Source organism: Ornithinibacillus jepli (assembly GCF_047228935.1).
GTDB lineage: Bacteria > Bacillota > Bacilli > Bacillales > Amphibacillaceae > Ornithinibacillus.
On the sequence record NZ_JBFEGG010000001.1, the window covers coordinates 206,443 to 226,244 of the forward strand.

The 19,802-nt window shown below is 35.2% G+C and carries 24 protein-coding genes; 16 read left to right on the plus strand and 8 right to left on the minus strand.

The genetic code is table 11. From position 1 onward, the window contains the following. Positions 1-34: 34 nt before the first annotated feature. Together AB1K81_RS00965 and AB1K81_RS00970 are read left to right on the plus strand one after the other, a co-directional pair. Positions 35-283 (plus strand): hypothetical protein, encoded by a 249-nt coding sequence (locus tag AB1K81_RS00965; RefSeq protein WP_412974780.1) that lies wholly within the window; start codon positions 35-37, stop codon positions 281-283. A 150-nt stretch (positions 284-433) separates the two neighbouring features. Beyond that, positions 434-1,402, plus strand: coding sequence for a quinone oxidoreductase family protein (locus AB1K81_RS00970; protein WP_412974781.1), 969 nt, complete (start codon positions 434-436; stop codon positions 1,400-1,402). Positions 1,403-1,475: 73 nt separating this feature from the next. Here the strand turns inward: AB1K81_RS00970 and AB1K81_RS00975 are convergent, their stop codons facing one another. Continuing rightward, positions 1,476-1,766 carry a hypothetical protein gene (locus AB1K81_RS00975; RefSeq protein WP_412974782.1) on the minus strand — a complete coding sequence of 97 codons (291 nt, stop codon included), beginning with the start codon at positions 1,764-1,766 and terminating at the stop codon, positions 1,476-1,478. A 159-nt stretch (positions 1,767-1,925) separates the two neighbouring features. On the opposite strand from AB1K81_RS00975, the gene AB1K81_RS00980 reads away from it, so the two are divergent. Together AB1K81_RS00980 and AB1K81_RS00985 are read left to right on the plus strand one after the other, a co-directional pair. Continuing rightward, the gene (locus tag AB1K81_RS00980) at positions 1,926-2,393 is read left to right on the plus strand and encodes a YkvA family protein (protein ID WP_412974783.1); all 468 of its coding nucleotides are present in this window, start codon (positions 1,926-1,928) and stop codon (positions 2,391-2,393) included. A gap of 30 nt (positions 2,394-2,423) precedes the next feature. Then, on the plus strand, positions 2,424-2,975 hold the full coding sequence (locus AB1K81_RS00985; protein WP_412974784.1) for a hypothetical protein: 552 nt from the start codon (positions 2,424-2,426) through the stop codon (positions 2,973-2,975). 37 nt (positions 2,976-3,012) lie between these two features. Here AB1K81_RS00985 and AB1K81_RS00990 read toward each other — a convergent pair whose 3' ends face one another. Continuing rightward, entirely contained in the window at positions 3,013-3,321 is a 309-nt protein-coding gene (locus tag AB1K81_RS00990; protein ID WP_412974785.1) for a DUF3892 domain-containing protein, read from the minus strand. A gap of 14 nt (positions 3,322-3,335) precedes the next feature. After that, the gene (locus tag AB1K81_RS00995; protein WP_412974786.1) at positions 3,336-3,521 is read right to left on the minus strand and encodes a gamma-type small acid-soluble spore protein; all 186 of its coding nucleotides are present in this window, start codon (positions 3,519-3,521) and stop codon (positions 3,336-3,338) included. A 100-nt stretch (positions 3,522-3,621) separates the two neighbouring features. Between AB1K81_RS00995 and AB1K81_RS01000 the strand changes: the two genes are divergently transcribed. Continuing rightward, complete coding sequence (locus AB1K81_RS01000; protein ID WP_412974787.1) at positions 3,622-4,497, plus strand: DMT family transporter; 876 nt, start codon at positions 3,622-3,624, stop codon at positions 4,495-4,497. A 151-nt stretch (positions 4,498-4,648) separates the two neighbouring features. On the opposite strand, the gene AB1K81_RS01005 is transcribed toward AB1K81_RS01000, so the two are convergent. Continuing rightward, positions 4,649-5,908, minus strand: coding sequence for a putative glycoside hydrolase (locus AB1K81_RS01005; protein ID WP_412974788.1), 1,260 nt, complete (start codon positions 5,906-5,908; stop codon positions 4,649-4,651). A 146-nt stretch (positions 5,909-6,054) separates the two neighbouring features. On the opposite strand from AB1K81_RS01005, the gene AB1K81_RS01010 reads away from it, so the two are divergent. Next, positions 6,055-7,017, plus strand: coding sequence for a cation diffusion facilitator family transporter (locus AB1K81_RS01010; protein ID WP_412974789.1), 963 nt, complete (start codon positions 6,055-6,057; stop codon positions 7,015-7,017). Between the two features lie 10 nt (positions 7,018-7,027). Here the strand turns inward: AB1K81_RS01010 and AB1K81_RS01015 are convergent, their stop codons facing one another. Beyond that, a complete protein-coding gene (locus tag AB1K81_RS01015; protein ID WP_412974790.1) occupies positions 7,028-9,025 on the minus strand; it encodes a bifunctional diguanylate cyclase/phosphodiesterase in 1,998 nt (665 codons plus the stop codon). Between the two features lie 332 nt (positions 9,026-9,357). Here AB1K81_RS01015 and AB1K81_RS01020 point away from each other — a divergent pair, with 332 nt between their 5' ends. Then, positions 9,358-11,028, plus strand: coding sequence for a PAS domain S-box protein (locus tag AB1K81_RS01020; protein WP_412974791.1), 1,671 nt, complete (start codon positions 9,358-9,360; stop codon positions 11,026-11,028). 37 nt (positions 11,029-11,065) lie between these two features. Here the strand turns inward: AB1K81_RS01020 and AB1K81_RS01025 are convergent, their stop codons facing one another. Then, a complete protein-coding gene (locus tag AB1K81_RS01025; RefSeq protein ID WP_412974792.1) occupies positions 11,066-11,203 on the minus strand; it encodes a hypothetical protein in 138 nt (45 codons plus the stop codon). A gap of 76 nt (positions 11,204-11,279) precedes the next feature. After that, positions 11,280-12,392, minus strand: a complete 1,113-nt coding sequence (locus AB1K81_RS01030; RefSeq protein WP_412974793.1) for an NAD(P)/FAD-dependent oxidoreductase — start codon at positions 12,390-12,392, stop codon at positions 11,280-11,282. Between the two features lie 161 nt (positions 12,393-12,553). On the opposite strand from AB1K81_RS01030, the gene AB1K81_RS01035 reads away from it, so the two are divergent. The 3 genes from AB1K81_RS01035 to AB1K81_RS01045 all read left to right on the plus strand — a co-directional run bounded on the left by AB1K81_RS01035 (position 12,554) and on the right by AB1K81_RS01045 (position 14,547). Continuing rightward, complete coding sequence (locus AB1K81_RS01035; protein WP_412974794.1) at positions 12,554-13,486, plus strand: manganese-dependent inorganic pyrophosphatase; 933 nt, start codon at positions 12,554-12,556, stop codon at positions 13,484-13,486. 254 nt (positions 13,487-13,740) lie between these two features. After that, on the plus strand, positions 13,741-13,944 hold the full coding sequence (locus AB1K81_RS01040) for a hypothetical protein (RefSeq protein WP_412974795.1): 204 nt from the start codon (positions 13,741-13,743) through the stop codon (positions 13,942-13,944). Positions 13,945-13,947: 3 nt separating this feature from the next. After that, positions 13,948-14,547 (plus strand): hypothetical protein, encoded by a 600-nt coding sequence (locus tag AB1K81_RS01045; RefSeq protein WP_412974796.1) that lies wholly within the window; start codon positions 13,948-13,950, stop codon positions 14,545-14,547. A gap of 259 nt (positions 14,548-14,806) precedes the next feature. Here AB1K81_RS01045 and AB1K81_RS01050 read toward each other — a convergent pair whose 3' ends face one another. Beyond that, positions 14,807-15,355 (minus strand): cytochrome P450 family protein, encoded by a 549-nt coding sequence (locus AB1K81_RS01050; RefSeq protein ID WP_412974797.1) that lies wholly within the window; start codon positions 15,353-15,355, stop codon positions 14,807-14,809. A gap of 486 nt (positions 15,356-15,841) precedes the next feature. On the opposite strand from AB1K81_RS01050, the gene AB1K81_RS01055 reads away from it, so the two are divergent. From AB1K81_RS01055 to AB1K81_RS01080, 6 genes are all read left to right on the plus strand, one after another. Further along, on the plus strand, positions 15,842-15,994 hold the full coding sequence (locus AB1K81_RS01055; protein ID WP_412974798.1) for a small acid-soluble spore protein P: 153 nt from the start codon (positions 15,842-15,844) through the stop codon (positions 15,992-15,994). A 117-nt stretch (positions 15,995-16,111) separates the two neighbouring features. After that, on the plus strand, positions 16,112-16,888 hold the full coding sequence (locus AB1K81_RS01060) for an MBL fold metallo-hydrolase (protein WP_412976094.1): 777 nt from the start codon (positions 16,112-16,114) through the stop codon (positions 16,886-16,888). Positions 16,889-16,900: 12 nt separating this feature from the next. Continuing rightward, positions 16,901-17,461, plus strand: a complete 561-nt coding sequence (locus AB1K81_RS01065) for a DUF4269 domain-containing protein (RefSeq protein WP_412974799.1) — start codon at positions 16,901-16,903, stop codon at positions 17,459-17,461. 202 nt (positions 17,462-17,663) lie between these two features. Beyond that, a complete protein-coding gene (locus tag AB1K81_RS01070; RefSeq protein ID WP_412974800.1) occupies positions 17,664-18,650 on the plus strand; it encodes an ABC transporter ATP-binding protein in 987 nt (328 codons plus the stop codon). Further along, the gene (locus AB1K81_RS01075; RefSeq protein WP_412974801.1) at positions 18,628-19,401 is read left to right on the plus strand and encodes an ABC transporter permease; all 774 of its coding nucleotides are present in this window, start codon (positions 18,628-18,630) and stop codon (positions 19,399-19,401) included. Before AB1K81_RS01070 ends, AB1K81_RS01075 begins: the two co-directional genes overlap by 23 nt. A gap of 19 nt (positions 19,402-19,420) precedes the next feature. After that, positions 19,421-19,711, plus strand: coding sequence for a hypothetical protein (locus AB1K81_RS01080; protein WP_412974802.1), 291 nt, complete (start codon positions 19,421-19,423; stop codon positions 19,709-19,711). Positions 19,712-19,802 lie beyond the last annotated feature (91 nt).

The window sequence follows — 19,802 nt, forward strand, 5'->3', positions numbered from 1 at the left end:
GTAAAACTATACGATTTTACTAGGGGGAATTACTTTGACTCAAGTTGAAGCGATTATCGATGCATTCCAAAATCTAGGTGGTGCTAGAACAGCTAGTGAGATAGAAGAGTGGGTTGTTTCTAACTATGGTTCAAGATGGAAAGACTTTAGTACACCGATGGATGAAATGGTTCCTGTTTCACATGGGGGAAATAATATTTCTACGATACCTGATTATTTCAGGGTGCTAACTAGAGTAGAAAAGGGCAGATATTCTCTGATTGAAGAAAAGGATTTTTTCTAGTAAAGAGTTTTAAAAAATCTCCTTAAAAGTTAGAAGGAGATTTTTTGTATTGTTAATATTACCCAAATTAAATTTGATAAAATATAAATTAACTCATGTAAGTTACCCGAAGGTATTACAGTGTCAGGTTGAAAGAATAGGGGGAGTATTATGAAAGCAATAGTAATAGAACAATTTGGCGGACCAGAGGTTTTGCAATATAAAGAAGTCGCAACACCCAAGCCAGGTAAACATGAAGTACTAATAAAAGTTGAGAAAACGAGTGTCAATTATGCTGATATTAAAAATAGAACAGGTAAAAAATCAACAGGGAATTTTCCTATCATATTAGGCTTGGATTTGGTAGGCATAATTGATGAGCTAGGAGAAGGGGTTACAGATTTAAAAGTAGGTCAGCGGGTAATAGCCTTTCCAAGAACGGGTTCCTATGCAGAATATGCTGTTGCAAGTGAACAGCTTACTTTTCCAATTCCGGATGAAATTGGACTAAGGTTAGCAGCTGCAAGTCCAATTGTAGCATTCTTAAGTTATATGCTGTTAAAGGATGTCGGGAGAATGATGGAAGGGGAGACTGTTCTTGTTCATTCTGCATCTGGTGGTGTCGGTACGACCGCCATACAAATGGCTAAGCTGTTAGGTGCCAGCAAAGTGATTGGAACAGTAGGGTCTCCGGCTAAATTTGAAGTTGCACGTAATGCAGGGGCAGATGATGTGTTTACTTATGATAATTTTTCAGCTAATGTACTTGAGTTGACTGATGGCGTGGGAGTAAACATTATTCTAGATTCAATGGCTGGTAAGGTGTCAGAGGAGAATATGAAATGTCTTGCTGAGTATGGAAGATTAGTGCATTTCGGGAATTCTAGTGGTGCGGTCGGGAATTTTAAAACAAATGAGCTGCATAATAGTTGTAGGTCAGTATTAGGATTTAGTTTAGGTAATACCCGAAAGAAAAGGCCGTATTTGTTGAAGGAAGTATCTGATCAAGTGATTAAGTTTTTAGCTAGTGGGGAGTTAAATATTGTCATTGGGGCAGAGTTTACGTTAAGTGATGCTGCGGATGCACATCGTTTAATAGAAAAGAGGCAGCATACAGGGAAAATACTTCTTCATGTTTAGTAGAACAATAATACCTTCACACCAGAAATTTAGAGTGAAGGTATTTTTACTGGAATTTTAACCTAGAGAGGAATTACTTTGTCTGCCGGGATAGATCTAGAAGTTTGTCATCATGTTTTGCTACTTTTCGGAGTAAGAAATTTGAGGTCTTTTGTGTATCCGATAAATCCATACGTACGCCATCTACTTTTAGATCCAAACGGTCAAAGCGTTTTTCAACTTCTTCAAATCTTTTATCGATTTGTTCAAATCTACTATCTATTTCTTCAAAACGCTTGTCCATTTCAGCGAACTTTTTGTCTATATGCTCTCCATGAAGCGTAAACGCATGTGAAATTTCGTTAAGTAGTGTTTCCTGTTCCATAATATTCACCTCCTTAATATTAGTATAGTAAAAATCAGGTGCAATACAAGGTGAATTTTCGCGGATTCTGTCGGTGGTAGTTCACGAAGGACAAGTTAACGTTTATAATAAGATTAGGACAAGCTTTTCAAAATCCAAACCAATCCGAGGTGATATGTTATGTTTGAAAAGTTCAAGAAAAAGAAAAAACTAAGTGAAGAACAAATGGAAGAAATAGAGCAAGGTATAGTAAATGTTGATGAAATAGAGATTCAAAAGCATGGTGTGCACTATACGGAAGATAAATTTTGGAAGAAGATCGGGAAATTTGCAAAGAAGGCTGGCTCATCCGTTATTTATGTCGTCTTAATTCTTTATTATACGTTACAGAAACCAGAGATACCGAAAAAAGTGAAAGCAACTATTGTAGGGGCTTTAGGATATTTTATCCTTCCAATTGATTTAATTCCGGATGTCGCTTTCGGAGCTGGATTTATTGATGATTTAGGGATTTTGACTGCTGCTTTATTGCAAGTTGCTGCTTACGTTGATGATGAAGTTAAGGCGAAAGCTAGAGAAAAATTAGAGAGCTGGTTTGGTGGGAAAGTAGATACAAGTGATATTGATCAAAAATTAGGGCAGTCTTAAGGACTGCTTTTTTGTTAAAGGGTGATTGGTGTGGATGAAGTAATCAAAAGTTATTTTGAGAATTTACAATCGGATGATAAAGATAAACAAAATGAGGCTTTCCATGGAATAATGACTGCCATAGATAAACGTGTAAGCTGGGCTTATGAAGTATGGGATGAATTAGTCGCAAATCTTACACATCAAAATAACCACGAACGTTCTAGAGCTGCACAATTTTTGTGTGGTCTGGCAAAGAGTGATCCAGAAAAACGAATAATGAAAGATTTTGATAAAATTTGGAAGGTAACCTATGATGATAAATTCGTTACAGCACGCCATACGTTACAATCCATTTGGAAGATAGGGTTAGCGGGTAATGAGCAGAAAGAGCTTTTACTTAAGTCTTTAGTCGATCGGTTTAAGAATGGGACATCAGAAAAGAATTACACATTGATTCGATCTGATATCCTTCAAGGATTGCGACATCTTTATGATGCGGTGAACGATGAAAAAATTAAGGAAATTTCCTTGGCATTAATTGAAGAAGTAGATGATGAAAAGTATAAAAAGAAATATACTAAGATTTGGAAAAGTGCTTAGGTTAGATTATAAGCAGCCTTAAAACTGGGCTGCTTATTTAAAATTCAGGAAGATTATCTAAATTGTTTTCTTTTATCCCATCAGGCTCGCTACGAATAATGTCTCGTCCATATTTATGAAATACATCCACATGTGCGAGGTTTCCTGCTTTTGCTTCGTCTAATGCTGTTACATAGTCCAATTCCCTACCAGTATCGGTTTTAAAGGCGATAATATCTCCATCATCATTTTTCTTCACTGCAACAATTTGCTCTTTCCCATCTGTATTAACCTGTCCAATTTCAACAGATTGTTCTGTTTGATTACGGTACTCATTATAAATTTTTTCAAAATCCTTTTCTGCCATTGTCAAACCTCCTTTTAAACGGGTGGATGTTGATGTATTTGTTTCTTCACATCTTCTGGATCTGTATCGCTGAACTTGGCAGTTTCATGCCCACCAGTTTGAGCGAGCAACGCTTTGACTTCGTTATAGGACAAACCAGATTTCGCGTTTTTTCGTTTAACCTCTTCAATATCGGTACCAGCTACAGTAAACTTTTTCATGTAATTACTCCTTCCTTATTTTTATTCTGTGCCATTGTAGGTAGGAATATGAGATAATGAAAAATACAAATTACATGAATGCTTTAGAGGGGGAGAAATTGTGGGGGCAAAAGCAACGTTCATCGTAGTGATGTTAATATTTGGTAGTTTAGGTTTATTTGTGAAAAATATCGACTTATCCTCCAGTGAAATTGCATTATTTCGCGGTGCGATTGGGAGTATATTTTTAATTGCTGCAAGCTTCCTTATTAAACAAAAGGTTCATTATAAAATATCTAAGCGGAACTTAATTCTTTTTTTAGTATCAGGTGCTGCAATGGGATTTAATTGGATTTTCTTATTTGAAGCATATCGATTTACAACGATTTCAAATGCGACATTGAGTTACTATTTTGCTCCGATATTTGTCTTGGTTTTAGCACCAATTTTATTAAAAGAAAAATGGACGGTTAGAAAAGCTATAAGTGTTGGACTAGCTTTTATCGGATTATTTTTAGTCATACAACCTGGAGGATTAGTTAGCGGCGACTATAACCATCCAGTTGGAATTGGCTATGGATTATTAGCAGCAGCATTATATGCTAGTGTTATTTTAATTAATAAATTTATTCGTGATTTATCTGATTTTGAAACAACGATTATGCAGCTTGCCATGGCTACCATTGTGATGTTCCCATACGTATTTCTGACGGAAGAAATGAATTATAGTGGGTTAGGTGTTCAGTCGATTATCTTAATTGCGATTTTTGGGGTAGTTCATACGGGTTTTGCGTATTTGTTATATTTTTCATCGATGAAGAAGTTAAAAGGGCAAACAATAGCGGTGATGAGTTATATTGATCCAATTTCAGCAGTATTAATGGCTGCGATCTTTTTGAGTGAAAGTATGACATTCGTGCAAATTATTGGAGGAATTTTGATATTGGGGTCGACTTTCTTGAGTGAATTACGTATTAAGAAGAAGAAACTCCATTAAAAATTTGTGTTATCGTTTCAACTTCAAGTAAAAATGTGAACAGTTCGGGTAATTTTATAACAAGTTCGAGTCACTTGAGAAAAATCTTCGTGTCAATTTATTAAAACTTCGGGTATTTATGTACACCGCTGAAACTCAGCGGTTTTTTCTATTATTGGAATGCATCGACTGTATATACATTACCTGCATTCCAGATTAAATATTGTGTAATTCCTTGATCATAGATAGCTTGAATTTGTTTTTGTACATCTTGAACGGTGTAATTACTTAGGTAGTCAAAATCCTGTACCCAAGGACGAATGGTTGCAGATTCTTCTCCGTTTTCTTCTAAAGCGGCATTTCGTTCTTTTGCATCTTTCATTGCCCTTGCCATGATGTCATATGGTGCTCTATCAGGATTTGGCACTCCGTATGAACCTGGTGCATAATGGGAAGGATATGTCATCGGCGAGATATAATCAACATGTGGGGAAATGTTTTCCCATAATTGGCCGATTCCCATATCATCCGTTGCGGTTGTTACTAGTCCAAACACATCCGCAGAAACGTAGGATGGCTGATTTTTTAATTGTTCTTCTGAATATTTTAGAAATGATAAAATATTTTCAGCTTTCGTAAGACCATTTGGATTGTCAAAAGTGACTTCTTGATCAACCTGTTTTCCTCGTTCCGGAAAACGAATATAGTCATATTGAATTTCGTCAAATCCATTGTCACTTGCTTCTTTAGCTATGGATGTAATGTAGTGCCAAACTTCTTCCTTGTATGGATCAATCCATTTCGTTCCGGAAGGGTCTTGCCAGATGGTGCCATCTTTTCGTTTGATAGCATATTCTTGTTTATTGGCGGCTAAATAGGGGTCTTTAAATACTACTACACGAGCAATTGTATAAATTCCTGCATCTTTAAACCGTTGGGTTAGCTTGTTCAAATCACTAACGGCAGGGTTATTGTCAGAACCGATTTGGTTGGCAAGGTCGATACTGGAATCATAGGTTAATTTACCATAATCATCTTTTATATCGATGACGGCTGCATTGAGGTTGGAACTTTTAATGAGGTCAATATATTTCTGGACATTTTCTTCTCTTATAGAAGTTCGGTTCAAATAAATTCCTCTCACATCAACCTTTTGAGGTTTTTCTTTATCAGTAGGAGTACGCTTTGGCTTTTCCGCTGCATGGTCTAAAGATTGTACGTCTTTTGTTTTATCGTTTGTAGATGATATTTTTCTTACTCGGTTGTCTAAGTTTTTAGTTGTGTTTTTCAGACTATTACCAATTGTGGTATTATTGCTTATATGATTATTACCTAAATCTTGTGGTTTATCAGGCGTCGCATCATGTTCTGTTGTACATCCAATCAACATGATGAAGAATATTAATGAGATTATTTTTTTAGTCAGCTTCATCCCCTCCTTGTACTAATTACGATGTGTACTTGAAGGTACTTTGATTCGAGTTATTAATTAGCAATTGCGTGTGTTTTTTCAAGTACATGATAATGTTAAAAAAGGGAAAACTAAAAGGAGAACTATAAAATTTTGGGGGAATGTGTATGAGTTTTATTCAACTTGTTAAAAAGGGGAATACATCCAGTGGAGTGGCAGCATTAGGCAATGCATTTTTAGCAATTATAAAATCAATCGCTGCTGCTATTAGTGGGAGTGGTACGATGTTTGCATCTGCCATGCATTCATTTGCAGATGCAGTAAATCAGGGATTTGTTTTCTTTGGTAGTGTTTTGTCAGAAATGAAGCCTTCCAAGAGGTTTCCAACAGGATTTGGACGGGTTATCAATCTTTTCTGTATGGTAGCTGTAATAGTCGTCACTATCATGGCTTATGAAACGATTAAGGAAGGCTGGCATATTATCCAACATCCAGCAGAAGCGAGTAACTTTTGGTTAAACATTGGTATTTTAGTGGCAGCATTTATAGTTGACGGCTTTATTTTAGTTAAAGCAATGAAAGAGATAAAAGAAGAAGCACAAATAGAAGGGGGAGGAAATTTAATTGTAACGGCATTTAAAGGTGCAAGTAAGGCTTCTCCTGCGACAAGATTGGTATTTTATGAAGATCTGGTTGCAACATCAAGTGCAGTCTTAGCTATTATCGGTATCGTTCTGTCACAGTATTTTGATATTTTACAAGCGGATGGCGTAATTTCTATTTTTATTGGAATTTTGATGCTTTATGTTGCATTCCGCGTTGGTTATGATAATATGGTCGGCTTAATTGGGGTCGCTGCACCTAAAGATGTTGAGAATAGAATTGCTAAGGATTTATTAGAAGATGAAAGTGTCGTCGATATTTACAGGTTACGTACAGTGCAAGAAGGAAGAACGTATCATGTAGAAGTGACCGTGGAATTGAAAAAAGGATTATCCCTTGCTGATGCCGATGATATTAAGTTTATGCTTTCCGATAAATTACTACGTGAACCAGAGATAAGTGATGTAGTGCTAGGCATAATTGAAGATGATGAGAAAAAGTCTTGGAAAGAAATAGAAGAAAAATAAAGCGAAGAGTCTAATAATTCTTCGCTTTTTCTCCTTGTGAATACCATAACTCGAATTCTTCTACTGATAGAGGCTTACTGTAAAAGTAACCTTGTCCATATACATCATGAACGGTTAAAATATCAATTTGTTCTTTTGTTTCTATACCTTCCACGACAACTTTTGTATTGATTTTCTTACCAATTTGTATAATTGCTTCTAATAAGGAGCGTACACGCTTATTTTTAATGGAATCATTTAAAAATGAACGATCAATTTTTAATTCATCTATTTCAATATTCCGGATCATGCTTAAGGACGAATAGCCAATTCCAAAGTCATCTAATGAAACACCAACACCTAGATTTCGAAGTGCTAAAATATTTTCTTTCGCATCCTCATAATAAAGGAATGCACTTTCTGTAATTTCAAGTGTTAATAATTTTGGATCTACTTCTTCCTCGGTAATAATCGTTTGAACTCGCTCGATGAAATTTGGTGTCATAAGCTGTCTCGTTGAGATGTTAACTGAAATTGGAAAGGAGTTTAATCCATTCGCCTTAAACCGTTTTATATCACGACAGGCTTGTCTTAAAACCCATTCGCCTATCGGAATAATTAGTCCTGTTTCCTCCGCGATAGGAATGAATTCGTCTGGTGGAATTTTGCCCATTTCACATTCCCATCGAAGTAAAGCTTCAGCACCTACGATCACATAAGATGTTAAATTGAACTGTGGCTGATAATGAACGGTTAATTCATTATTCTCAATTGCTTTATGTAAGTATGTTTCTAAAATTACTTTTCGTTTCAATTTTTTATTAAGTTCTTCATTGTAAAATTGGTAATTGTTTTTACCGTTTTCTTTTGCAAGATACATGGCAAAATCGGCTTTTTTAATTAATGATTCTGCATCATCTTCGTAATCAAAATTTATACTGATTCCGATACTTGGAGTTGATATGATCTCGGTTCCATTTATGGAATAGGGAGCGTTCATCATTGCAATAATCTCTTTTGCTAATTCTTCAATCTGATCCAAATTACGATTCTCTGCAAGTACTAAAAACTCATCACCACTTTGTCGAGAAACGATATCACTTTCTTTAAGTATCGATTTCAACCTGTTAGCAATCTGGATTAATAACTGATCACCTGTACTATGGCCAAGGGTATCATTAACACGTTTGAAGTTGTCAAAATCAATGAACATGACTGCTACAGAACGACCGTACTTATTGGAAGAAAGTAATGCTGTATCTAAATAATTTTTGAACCAAATACGGTTAGTTAATCCAGTTAACGAATCATAGTGTAATAATTGATTCATTTTGTGTTCGGCTTGTTTTTGATTCGTGATATCAAATACGACACCGTCTACATGTGTTACAACACCATTTTTTGCAATTTGTGGGGTTGCGGAATCACGTAACCACCTGATTTCACCACTGCTGTGGAAGAAACGATACGTAATCGTCGTCCTTTTACCAGCTTTTTGTTGCTCAATTGCATTGAGCAGAATATGTTTATCATCTGGATGGACGACATCGAGCCAATGATATGGGTTATCCTTTATGGATTCTCTTGTAACTCCATAAATTTTAGCGTATCCCTCTGAGAATGTATGTTCATCAGTCTCAAGATCCCAAGTCCAGAAGGTAATATCATTATTTTCAAATAGCTTTTTAAGTTGGATTTCGTTTGTTTTAATTTTTGAGCCAAGTGTTCCGATAGATAACGCAATAATTAATCCAATAACATAGGGGAAATGATTTTGAACGGATAGTTCTTTAGGTGTCATGTACATTCCCATAAGAAGATATACTCCACTAAAAAACATGAAGTAAAAAATACCACCGTATAAACCGCCATAATAGGAAAAAACAGCAATCATAATGACGTTGATGGTAAGAAATATGCTTTCTGATTCAATGGAGGTACCTGTTTCTATGTAGATAGATAGAGCTAAAACTATAGCTCCAAATACCCAAAGAATTAGTGGAATCTTTTTTAAGCTAAGTTTGGTCATCTGTTTTCACCTGTCAAATTTTGTCGAAATAAGTATTTAATAATTTGAGTGTAACATAAATTATTAAAAATTGGAAAAATATTTATTTTGACAAAATATTAGGTTTAATTGAATTATCTATACCAATTTATGGTGTAAAATTAATAAGATTATACTTCTAATTTGAGATAATAGAGTGTAATGGTTATTTAGACTTATTGGTAAGAGGGGCATTAATAGGTATAAAGTCCTATTGTTTTCTAGTATAATATCTAGTATTTTTTAACTATATTTGTTGATTTACCAGCCGGAAAAGGGTTTATTTTACGTCATAATAATAAGTGTGAGGATAAATGATTATACCAAAAGAACAATTATTAAATAATGTTTTATTAAATGGCATACAAGATATGGTCTATATAATGGAAGTAAAGGACCAGGATAAGTTTATTTATAACTTTATTAATCATGCAGTGTTAAAGTATGCCGGTTTGACGAAGGACATTATTGGTAGAACCTTTCACGAAGTATTAGATCAACAAAAAGCAGACTTTTTATATAGGAAATACAAGGAAGTACTAGATTCAAAGGATATTGTTGTGTATAACGATTTATTCCCATCTCCCATCGGCGAAACGAGATATGGTGAAAATGTATTAACTCCAATCTTTGATGAAGATAATAATTGTACGCATATAGTAGCTGTTGTGAAAGATATTACGGAGCGAAGACTTGCTGAAGATGTTGCTGAAAAGGCAAGAGAATTACTAATCGAAGGAAAACAACGGTACCAATCTCTTTTTGACTATAACTTAGACGGTGTTATGGCCATAGATGAAGATGGAATAATTGTAGCTGCTAATCGGTCAATAGAGTTGATCACAGGTTACTCTGAAGATAATTTAAAAGGTGTACCTTATATAACGCTGATATTACCAGAAGATGTTGATAAGGCAAAGAAGTATTTTGAAATCGCAATCAATGGTATTTTAGAAGAGTTTAGCGTCAAAATGCGGAATAAATCTGGTGACAATATTGAACTGATTATTAAGCTAACACCAATTATTGTGAATGATAAAACAGTTGGCATATATGCGATTTGCAAAGATATTACCGAGCAAATCACGATTCAAAATAAATATACCGAAAGTGAAAATAAGTTTGAAATTATTGCGGAGTATTCGGGTGATTTAATTACGATGCTAGACCATGCTGGGAAAATTACTTATGTATCACCTTCCTATCGCGACGTTTTAAACTTTAATCCGGAGGAATATATCGGGAAAGAATTCTATTATAATGTTCATCCAGAGGATATAGATGATTTATTCGAGTCTTTTGAGAATTCTAAGAAAAGTGGCAAACCATGGGAAGCGCAATTTAGACAAAAGCACCGTAAAATGGGCTGGATTTGGTCAGAATTAAAAGGATCTCCAGTATTTGATGAGAATAAAGCATTTAAACAGATGGTCGTATTATCACGAGACATTTCATTTAGAAAAAATTACGAGGATAAGTTAAAGTATTTTGCTTATCACGACTCGTTAACAGGGCTACCGAATCGTCGCTATTTCACCATGAAACTGAAGGAAGCATTAGATTCTTTTGAGAGTAATGGCGATAAATTTGCAATTATTATTATGGATCTAGATCGGTTTAAAGAAATTAACGATACGTTTGGCCATGATATTGGTGATAAGGCAATTTCTGAATTTGCCTTCCGAGTAGGGAAACAAATTCGTAGTAAAGATACCCTTGCTAGACTTGGAGGGGATGAGTTTGTACTTTTATTGCAGTCATTAGATTGTAAAGATGATGCAATCCATATTGCAGAGGATATTATCGATGCAGTAAAAGCACCTTGGCAAATTGATCATGCGGAGTTTGTGACGACTACGAGTCTTGGTATTTCTTTATTATCAAGAGACAAGGCAAATTCCTACGAGTCGTTATTCAGAAATGCTGACCAGGCATTATATGAGGCAAAACATGCCGGTGGAAATCGATATTCTATTAAAATGTAAAAGACAGTGGAAGAGGCTATTCCCCTAGACACTGTCTTTAGTTTATTTGCTCAATTATTTCTCCGCTATTTTCATCCGGTGTATAAATATCTAGTAACCAGTATGCAGCACCTACTGCTAAAAGAATAAAAATGATGATGAGAAAAACGGCAATTTTTCCTTGTTTGTTTTTCAAATGAACTTACCCCTTTATATGGACGGTCTATTACTTGATTAAATGGTAGCAAATCTAGTACTTATTGTAAATGGAATTATTTGATTGCAGTATTAACGTCATAGTCCTCAAGTGAAATATCTAATGTATCCCCTAAAACTAATTTAGCTAGTTGTGTACCCACAAATGGTCCAGTCGTTAAACCAGATGATCCAAGTCCATTAGCTAAAGCTAAGCCATTAACATTGGGTAACCTGCCGATTACAGGAAGGAATTCTGGTGTGAATGGACGAAACCCTACTCGAGCTTCAAGTACTGTACTATTCTCAAGTTCTGGTAACACTTCTAATGCTTTGGATAAAATATCGAAGACTCCACCAGCAGTAACTCGTTGGTCAAATCCTTTGTTATTTTCATGGGTAGCTCCAATGACTATACGGTTCTCAAACGGAACGATAGATTGATTTGTTGGAGGCATAATCACTGGCCAATCCTTACTTTCTAAATCAGGCATATCAAGATGAAGAATTTGGCCTTTCTGTCCTGTTGATTGGAAGTTAACTCCAATAGGTGCAAGAAATTCGTTCATCCAAGCACCACAAGCAGCAATCACTTGATCGGCTTCATATCGTTCATTTTCTACAAATACACCAAGAACTTGGTTATCTTTTTGGTAAAGAGTTGCTTTCCCTTCTAATACCTTTGCACCGTGGTTCTGAGCAGCTTTTAATAAAGCTTCTCTAAAGGTCATACCATCTAATTTGGCTGCCCCTCTGACATATATGGATGAATAGCCTTCATCTATCATTGGTACAAGTTGTTTCGTTTCTCGGTTATTTAATAATGTTACTTCACCAATTTCTGGAGCGTCTGCGCGGCGTTTTAATGCTCTTTCTTGCATAGCTAATAGCTTTTTTTCTTCTTTATGAAGGCTTAGTGCACCGACCTTTGCATAACCTGTTTCGAGTATTCCATCTGCTTTCAATTCCTCTACTAATTTAGGATACATTCTAGCACCATTTTTTGCTAGGTTATACCAGGCCTTATTCCGCCTTTGAGATAACCATGGGCAAATAATTCCAGCAGCAGCTTCAGTCGCTTGGCCAATCCCTTTTTGGTCAACAATTAGTACGTCTGCTCCGCTTTTTACTAATTTATAAGCAGTAGTTGCACCTAAAATTCCCGCACCTACAATAATATAACGTTTCATGTTAATACCTTCTTTTATAATGTAATCTATCATAACTATAAGAATTATAAGCGGAAAAGTAAAACTTCACGTGTAAAAAAATTCAATCCAACTAGAATTTATGATAATCTTATACGTAGGAAAAATTGATATAAAAGCTATACATATAAAGGAGAATGAAGATGGAGAAGACGCTTGTATTTGGTCATAAAAACCCGGATACAGATACAATCTGTTCAGCAATAGCATATGCTAACTTAAAAAACAAATTAGGTGTAAATGCTGAAGCAGCAAGACTTGGCGAAGTAAACAAGGAAACACAATATGCGCTAGATTATTTTAATGTAGAGGCACCTCAATTTATTGAGTCTGTACCTAACGAAGTGAAAGATGTCATTCTAGTAGACCATAATGAATTTCAACAAAGTGTAAGTAATATTAAAGATGTACGTATTGCAGAAGTAATTGACCATCACCGTGTATCGAATTTTGAAACGAAAGAACCACTATATTTCCGTGCGGAGCCAGTAGGTTGTACAGCAACGATTTTAAATAAAATGTATAAGGAAAATGGGGTAGAGCTAACGAAGGAGATTGCTGGACTATTACTTTCTGCCATCATTTCTGACTCTCTATTATTAAAATCCCCAACATGCACGCAAGAAGATGTTGATGCAGCACATGAGCTTGCTAGCTTAGCTGGTGTTGAGCTTGAAAAGTATGGATTAGATATGCTTCAAGCAGGTGCTGACCTAAGTGATAAATCTCCACAAGAGCTTATTACAATGGATGCGAAGGAATTTGCGATGGGTAATGCCAAAGTGGAAATTGCTCAAGTAAATACAGTGGATGCAAGTAAAGTTTACGAGCTTCAAGCAGAATTAGAAGAAGTGATGGATAAAGCGGTAAACGAAAAAGGATTAGATCTATTCTTATTTGTTGTAACGGATATCTTAAATAATGATTCTGAGGTTCTAGCTCGTGGAGGAAACATTGAAAAAGTAGCAGAAGCATTCAAGGTCGAACTAGATAATAATAATCGCGCTTTACTAAAAGGAGTAGTATCTCGTAAGAAACAGATTGTTACAGCGTTAACAGATGTTTTTACGAAGTAGTAACTAACAATAAATAGAAAAATTATTAAGACACACTGTTGCTGACTAGGTAACAGTGTGTTTTTTATGTTTAATAACTACTATTTAAAATTATGTTAATATTGAATTATCATTTGTTTAGTAGATGTTGGAAGTCTCATGATGGAACAGTTCCTTCCGATTTATATATAGGGTCAACAAGATTTAATGGAAGATATGCACTCTAGTAGGGATTATTGTCAACTATCTATAACATTTAAGAGGTGAAAGCAACGATGGATAGGTTTTTATTTATTTTTGGCCTTATAGTGTTCTTTTTTAGTTTTGTATTTTTAATTTTTAATTTTATAGGTGATTTTGACAGTATGGTAATGGCGATATCAATATTAGTAATGTTAAATGCTAGTATAGCAATTGGTATATCGGAGCTTTTGTTGCGGACAAAAGGGAAGGCTAGTGAATCTAGGAGTGGGGATTGATCTATGTTTAATACAAAAAAATTTTACAGAAGCATTTTGATATTGGCTGGACTATATGTGATTGTAATGTTTCTAATTACTTGGTACTATCCGTTCTCTTCCTTCAGTCTTTATAAAAGTTATACTTACAAACCAGATCCTATCATGGTACAAGGATATGTTAGAGAGTTAAATGATTTTAAAAGTACATATGAAAAGGACTATGAGAATATGAGTACTGAAACTCCAATGAATTATACGGTTAATCAGACACAAACCATACTCCACTTGTTTGAACAAGATTGGATTGTTAGTGGAAAACCAGTCAACTTTACGAAAACTGATTTAGATAATAGTTTGAATCAAGTGATAAATGTTAGAAATTCTTTATTCAATCTATTTGAAAGAGAAAATTATACATATGAACAAAGGCAGTATCTAGTTGGTAGCATTGAAAGTTTACTTCATTTAGAGGATTCGATTAGGAAGATTCAGATGGGCAATTTGGAATCTAGAAAAACGGTACAAACTCAATTCCATAATCTTCATGGAAGTTTTATGGCTAGCTTTATGATGTTTGAATCTTTTTATGAATTAACAATTAAAGAAAGTCTTGAGCCTTAACTCAAGACTTCTATATTAAAAGGAGAGATGTAGCTAAATAAATTAAGAACTATCTTTTACTAGACGCAGAATAGATTTTAGAGCGGAGCTTATTTACTTTAGCTTGAGCACAATTCAATAGATGCTTTAATTGAGATTGTATATCGTTTAACATAATTCTACCTCCTTTCTATTAGTAGTTTATGAAAGGAGGTAGAAGTTGCTCGTATGTTTTCATCATTTCTACTAAAATCAGTAGATAAAATAGGCATCCTACATACTATTCTTTGTCTGGATTTAGCATCTTACCCATAAGGTCAGTCATTTCTTCCATTTTCTTCTCATCGCTCAACATCTCTTGCATCATATCCATTGCTGCTTTCTTCATTTCCGGGTCCTTCATCATTTTGGAGAGAATCTCTGAAGAATTGCCACTTTTTGTTAAGTTTTTCAGGATTTCGGAAAGGTTTTGGTCCTTCGCCAACGTATTCACCACCTTATCAATTGGAATTTTTTTCACAACTTTTTTAGTTCCATCCAATAGAGACTTCACAATTTTTTTACCTTCTTCGGACTGCAAAACTTTTAGTATTTCTTTTATCCCTTCTAACCATTGTGAATTTACATTACTACTCTTCCACTCAGTTTTAAACTGCTCTAAAAGTGGGGTAGCTTTAGAATTTGAGGCTAGATAGTTTTTAGTTTGATAATTGCTGGAACGGATTTGGATTTGACTAGATTGGGTAGAAGGGGACTGAGGAGTAACACGTTGTTTTTTTGCTTCCCGATATTTACTAGCTGCAGTTCGTCTGGAAGTAGCATTTGCCATAATTGTCACCACCTTTACATATTTCCCTTCATTACAACTTTACGCGAGTAGGAATAACTTGGTAAGTGTGTCAGTCTATTAGAGGAAGAAAATATATGCTTGCCTACTAGAAATAGCTTAAATAGGTTGTTGAACCTATTGAATATCACCATTTTTTAATAGAAAGGTGATTTCGTCCAAACTAAAGTTTTTACCTTTCATAATTTATTAATGTGAGGCCTCAACAGAAGGTTTTAGGAGGTGGGAGTCGATGATTGCAGCGTTATTGTTACTATTCTTTTGGTTCGTAATCTTTACACCAATTATCCTATTAATTGCGGTAGTGTCTGTTTTAGCGCCCTAACTGTATGTAACTCCATCCATTAAAATTCTCTTTCTAGTAAAAGGTAGTAGTTCATCCTAGTGATGACTACTACCTTTTTATAGATGCATAAAATCTCTTCTCTTCCCAAAACTAATTACATAGGTAAGAAAGGAGGAATAGCGATGAGTGCAAGACCTAAAGGGCCGAAGCAACAAGAACAACCGAATCTTCCAAAAGCGCCAGAAATGCCATATGGAGAAGGGTTAGATGGATCGAAAAAGGTGAAAAATCGAAATCATTCTAGACAAAAGAATAATCCACATCATGGTTTGTAATATTATTCAAAGGCAGTCGGTGGACTGTCTTTTTTCTTGAAGATTGCTATTAATAATAGGATAACCTAATATATACAATATATTGATTTTGTTGTGGGGGGAATTTGAGTGGTTGATATTAGCGATAATTGGTTTACGGTTGAAGAAATTGATTCGACTACTTTTGCCATAAGTGAATATGGTCATTGGGAGAAAGTGCATTCGTTTTTATTAATAGGTACAGAAAGAGCAGCGTTAATTGATACTGGTTTAGGAATTGATAATATAAAACGAATTACTGATCAATTAACGGACTTACCTATTGTAGTCATTACAACCCATGTTCATGCAGACCATATTGGTGGTCATGGGCTTTATGAAACAATTATAGTTCATCATTTAGAGGAAGATTGGTTATTGAACGGGATTAAAGGTTTACCTCTTGAGCAAATAAGAAAAGATATCGGCCGTGATATTACGAAGCCTACACCGCGAGAGTTTGATCCCAATACATATAAACCTTTTACAGGGAAGCCAACAGCACTCGTTTCGGATGGGGATATAATTGATTTAGGAGATCGATTAATATCCATTTTCCATACGCCAGGTCACTCGCCAGGACATATTTGTATATTGGATAATGACCGTGAGTATTTATTTACTGGGGACTTGCTGTATACGGATACACCAATCTATGCTTTTTATCCAACTACAGAACCTGTGGCTTTAGTTGATTCCTTAGAGCGTATTTCCTTTTTACAAGTGCAACGCGTATTTGGATCGCATAACACATTAGGACTTGATCCAAACATATTATTTGAAGTTCAAGACGCAGTATACGAACTTAGGAGAAGAGATGTTGTACGGCATGGCACTGGAATACATACGTTTAAATCAATAAGTATTCAGTTTTAGGAGGAAAGCCAGTTGTTTGATTCAATAGAAGTGTTAAAGAACGGGTCGGTAAAACAACAGAAGGCATATGAAGCAATTTCAAGGTTGAATATATTAAAGGATTTGGCAGGGTATAATCCACTTTTGTGCGGGACGATACCGTTAGGAATAGATGTAGAACAGTCAGATTTGGATATTATTTTCGAAGTATATGATTTTGAGCAGTTTCAAGAGCTTATTTTTAGTCTTTATCAAGACCTGCCCTCTTTTCGGATGAAAGAAACGGTGATGAAAGGCAAAAAAGTTCTGAAAGCAAATTTTCGTTACTTAGATTTTGATTTTGAATTGTTTGGTCAGGCAGAATCTACTAGGAAGCAAAATGCTTTTGTACATATGGTCATTGAGTATGAGTTATTGCAACAATACCCTACTATAAAAGAAAAAATAATCCGGTTAAAACATCAAGGCATTAAAACAGAGCCTGCATTTTGTCAGGTACTTGGAATTGATGGGGACAATCCTTATGAGGATTTAATTGTCTATGGTAAGGAATTAATAGAAACGAAGGGCTACTATGGAGGAAATATTTCCTAGTAGCCCTTTTTTTAATGATGTCTTTATACACCCAATTACCGATTAAACCAGCTATAATGATACAATCACTCCTATTATCTTCCAACTCACAAGTTTTTCTAATCTCCGTCTTAGGTCTGAAACTATTTCGAACCATGGGCCGTAGAAGGAGTTAATAAGCTGAAGTAGACTAAAGATAGAAAATACAGAGGGGATGGAAGAAATGACGCAAGCTATTGTTGAAGTGAAAAACTTAAGAAAGTCTTACAAAAAGCGAAAGACAAAAGAGATAATCACTGCAGTAAATGATATCTCATTTTCCGTGAATAAAGGAGAGATCCTAGGTTTATTAGGGCCAAATGGTGCAGGGAAAACGACAACGATTAAAATGATTTGCGGCTTAGTTGTTCCCGATAGCGGTTCCATTACGATTAATGGGATCGATAATCAGAAAAAGAGATTACATGCACAGGAGCATATTAGCGCAGTGTTAGAGGGGAATCGTAATTTATATTGGCGGTTAACAGTAAGGGAGAATCTGGAATATTTTGCAGGCAATCGTGGAAAGTCTCGTAAGTCTGTTGCGGGTAAGATTGATGAACTTTTGGAGCAGTTTAGGTTAAAGGATAAAGAAAATGAAATGGTGAACCGTCTATCTCGTGGAATGCAGCAAAAGCTTGCGATTGCCGTTGCGATGCTTGCTGGTAGTGAGGTGATTTTATTAGATGAACCGACGTTAGGACTTGATATTGAGACTGGTTATGAGGTTCGTGAATTATTGCGAGATATCGTAAGAACTCAAAATAAGACGATCATCATTACCTCACATGATATGGATGTTATTCAAGATTTATGTGAACGTACGGTTATTATTAATAGTGGAAAAGTCGTTACAAATGATCGAGTGGAAAATTTAATGAAGCTATTTGAAGTACGAGCTTATTCGATTAAGCTTGATGGGCATTTAAGTGAGGAGCAACATGAAATGCTATTAGAAAAATTTCCGCAGCTCATCTACACACCAGATACATATCAATCCAAGTTGGAAGTTGAGTTAACGAATAGTCAGGAAATGTATGACTTATTTGATATTCTGAAGCTAGAACAAATCCCAGTAGATACAATTGATCGCAAGACAATTAATTTTGAACAAGTATTTATGAAGATAGTCAAGGGGGAGAACGAATATGCAATTCCTGAACGTGCTTAAAGCAAACATTCGCAGAGAATATATTTTACTTAAACGTTACCTGCCAAATACAATCGCCATGTTAGTCACGTTTTATGTGCTATTTTTAGGGATGTTCTTTGGTATTACACTAATTGGTGACCCGAGTACACAGGATGCTAATATACAATATGTGATTGTAAACTATATCTTTTGGTTTTTAGCGATGCTAGTCGTTAATGACATTGGTTGGCAAATTACCAATGAGGCAACACAAGGTACTTTAGAGCAATTAGGAATGTCACCAATGGGGATATGGAAAATCATGTTATCGAGATTGTTTTCCACTACATTAGTTGAATTTATCATTATAATTGGATTGTTATATTTAAGTATGTTAACTGCTGGACAGTGGTTGAACGTGGATGTAATTTCAATTTTACCAGTGTTAATATTAACATTAATTAGCATGTTTGGGCTTGGATTGATTATTGCAGGATTCACGATGATTTTGAAACAAATTCAAGCTTTTCTGCAGATATTGCAATTCTTATTAGCTGGACTTACGTTTGTTCCGTTATCAGTTGCACCTTTCTTAGCATTTTTCCCATTTGTAAAAGGGATTGATATGGTGCGAGAAATTATGATTAATGGGGTAACGATTACCCAGTTTCAGGTCGAAGATATTTTAATTCTTGTATTTAATGCTGTATTTTATTTCGGTATTGGATTATTTATTTTCTTACGATGCGAGAAGTTTGCGATGCAGAAGGGATTACTTGCTCATTATTAAGAGGGAATGGTATTGGCTCATGAAGCTGATACCATTTTTTTTGAATCTTATTTTAGATTTAGTATATGGGAAAGGAGAGAGTCGTCCTGTAACAGGGATTTGTGATCGAACGGGGTCTGTTGATTCAATGAAAGTAGAAGCGGATTTTGATGTGCTAGGTCAAGGGACTGCACCGGAGGAGGTCATAGACTTTACTGATAAATTAAATAAATCATCTAAGTCTGTTGTGGCTGTTTCTTTGGTTGGCTTTGGGCTTATTGTCATTACTAGCATACTCGCAATAAAGTGGATGAGGAAGAAGAATTCGTAAGACGAAATTAAACTTTTTTCCTAATAAATAGGTTAGTGTCTGATACAAGTACTCCTCACTTGTCATAGGTTAATAGTGTACTATCACAAGA

Excerpts from the sequence above, each read along its gene's own strand:
- AB1K81_RS01050 (WP_412974797.1), bottom strand. The coding sequence starts at position 15,355 with ATGGCAAATGCTACTTCCAGACGAACTGCAGCTAGTAAATATCGGGAA.
- AB1K81_RS01015 (WP_412974790.1), bottom strand. The coding sequence starts at position 9,025 with ATGACCAAACTTAGCTTAAAAAAGATTCCACTAATTCTTTGGGTATTT.
- AB1K81_RS01080 (WP_412974802.1), top strand. The coding sequence starts at position 19,421 with ATGAAGCTGATACCATTTTTTTTGAATCTTATTTTAGATTTAGTATAT.
- AB1K81_RS01030 (WP_412974793.1), bottom strand. The coding sequence starts at position 12,392 with ATGAAACGTTATATTATTGTAGGTGCGGGAATTTTAGGTGCAACTACT.
- AB1K81_RS01045 (WP_412974796.1), top strand. The coding sequence starts at position 13,948 with ATGTTTAATACAAAAAAATTTTACAGAAGCATTTTGATATTGGCTGGA.
- AB1K81_RS00980 (WP_412974783.1), top strand. The coding sequence starts at position 1,926 with ATGTTTGAAAAGTTCAAGAAAAAGAAAAAACTAAGTGAAGAACAAATG.
- AB1K81_RS01020 (WP_412974791.1), top strand. The coding sequence starts at position 9,358 with ATGATTATACCAAAAGAACAATTATTAAATAATGTTTTATTAAATGGC.
- AB1K81_RS01040 (WP_412974795.1), top strand. The coding sequence starts at position 13,741 with ATGGATAGGTTTTTATTTATTTTTGGCCTTATAGTGTTCTTTTTTAGT.
- AB1K81_RS01075 (WP_412974801.1), top strand. The coding sequence starts at position 18,628 with ATGCAATTCCTGAACGTGCTTAAAGCAAACATTCGCAGAGAATATATT.
- AB1K81_RS00975 (WP_412974782.1), bottom strand. The coding sequence starts at position 1,766 with ATGGAACAGGAAACACTACTTAACGAAATTTCACATGCGTTTACGCTT.
- AB1K81_RS01010 (WP_412974789.1), top strand. The coding sequence starts at position 6,055 with ATGAGTTTTATTCAACTTGTTAAAAAGGGGAATACATCCAGTGGAGTG.
- AB1K81_RS00995 (WP_412974786.1), bottom strand. The coding sequence starts at position 3,521 with ATGAAAAAGTTTACTGTAGCTGGTACCGATATTGAAGAGGTTAAACGA.
- AB1K81_RS00990 (WP_412974785.1), bottom strand. The coding sequence starts at position 3,321 with ATGGCAGAAAAGGATTTTGAAAAAATTTATAATGAGTACCGTAATCAA.
- AB1K81_RS01005 (WP_412974788.1), bottom strand. The coding sequence starts at position 5,908 with ATGAAGCTGACTAAAAAAATAATCTCATTAATATTCTTCATCATGTTG.
- AB1K81_RS00970 (WP_412974781.1), top strand. The coding sequence starts at position 434 with ATGAAAGCAATAGTAATAGAACAATTTGGCGGACCAGAGGTTTTGCAA.
- AB1K81_RS01055 (WP_412974798.1), top strand. The coding sequence starts at position 15,842 with ATGAGTGCAAGACCTAAAGGGCCGAAGCAACAAGAACAACCGAATCTT.
- AB1K81_RS01035 (WP_412974794.1), top strand. The coding sequence starts at position 12,554 with ATGGAGAAGACGCTTGTATTTGGTCATAAAAACCCGGATACAGATACA.
- AB1K81_RS01070 (WP_412974800.1), top strand. The coding sequence starts at position 17,664 with ATGACGCAAGCTATTGTTGAAGTGAAAAACTTAAGAAAGTCTTACAAA.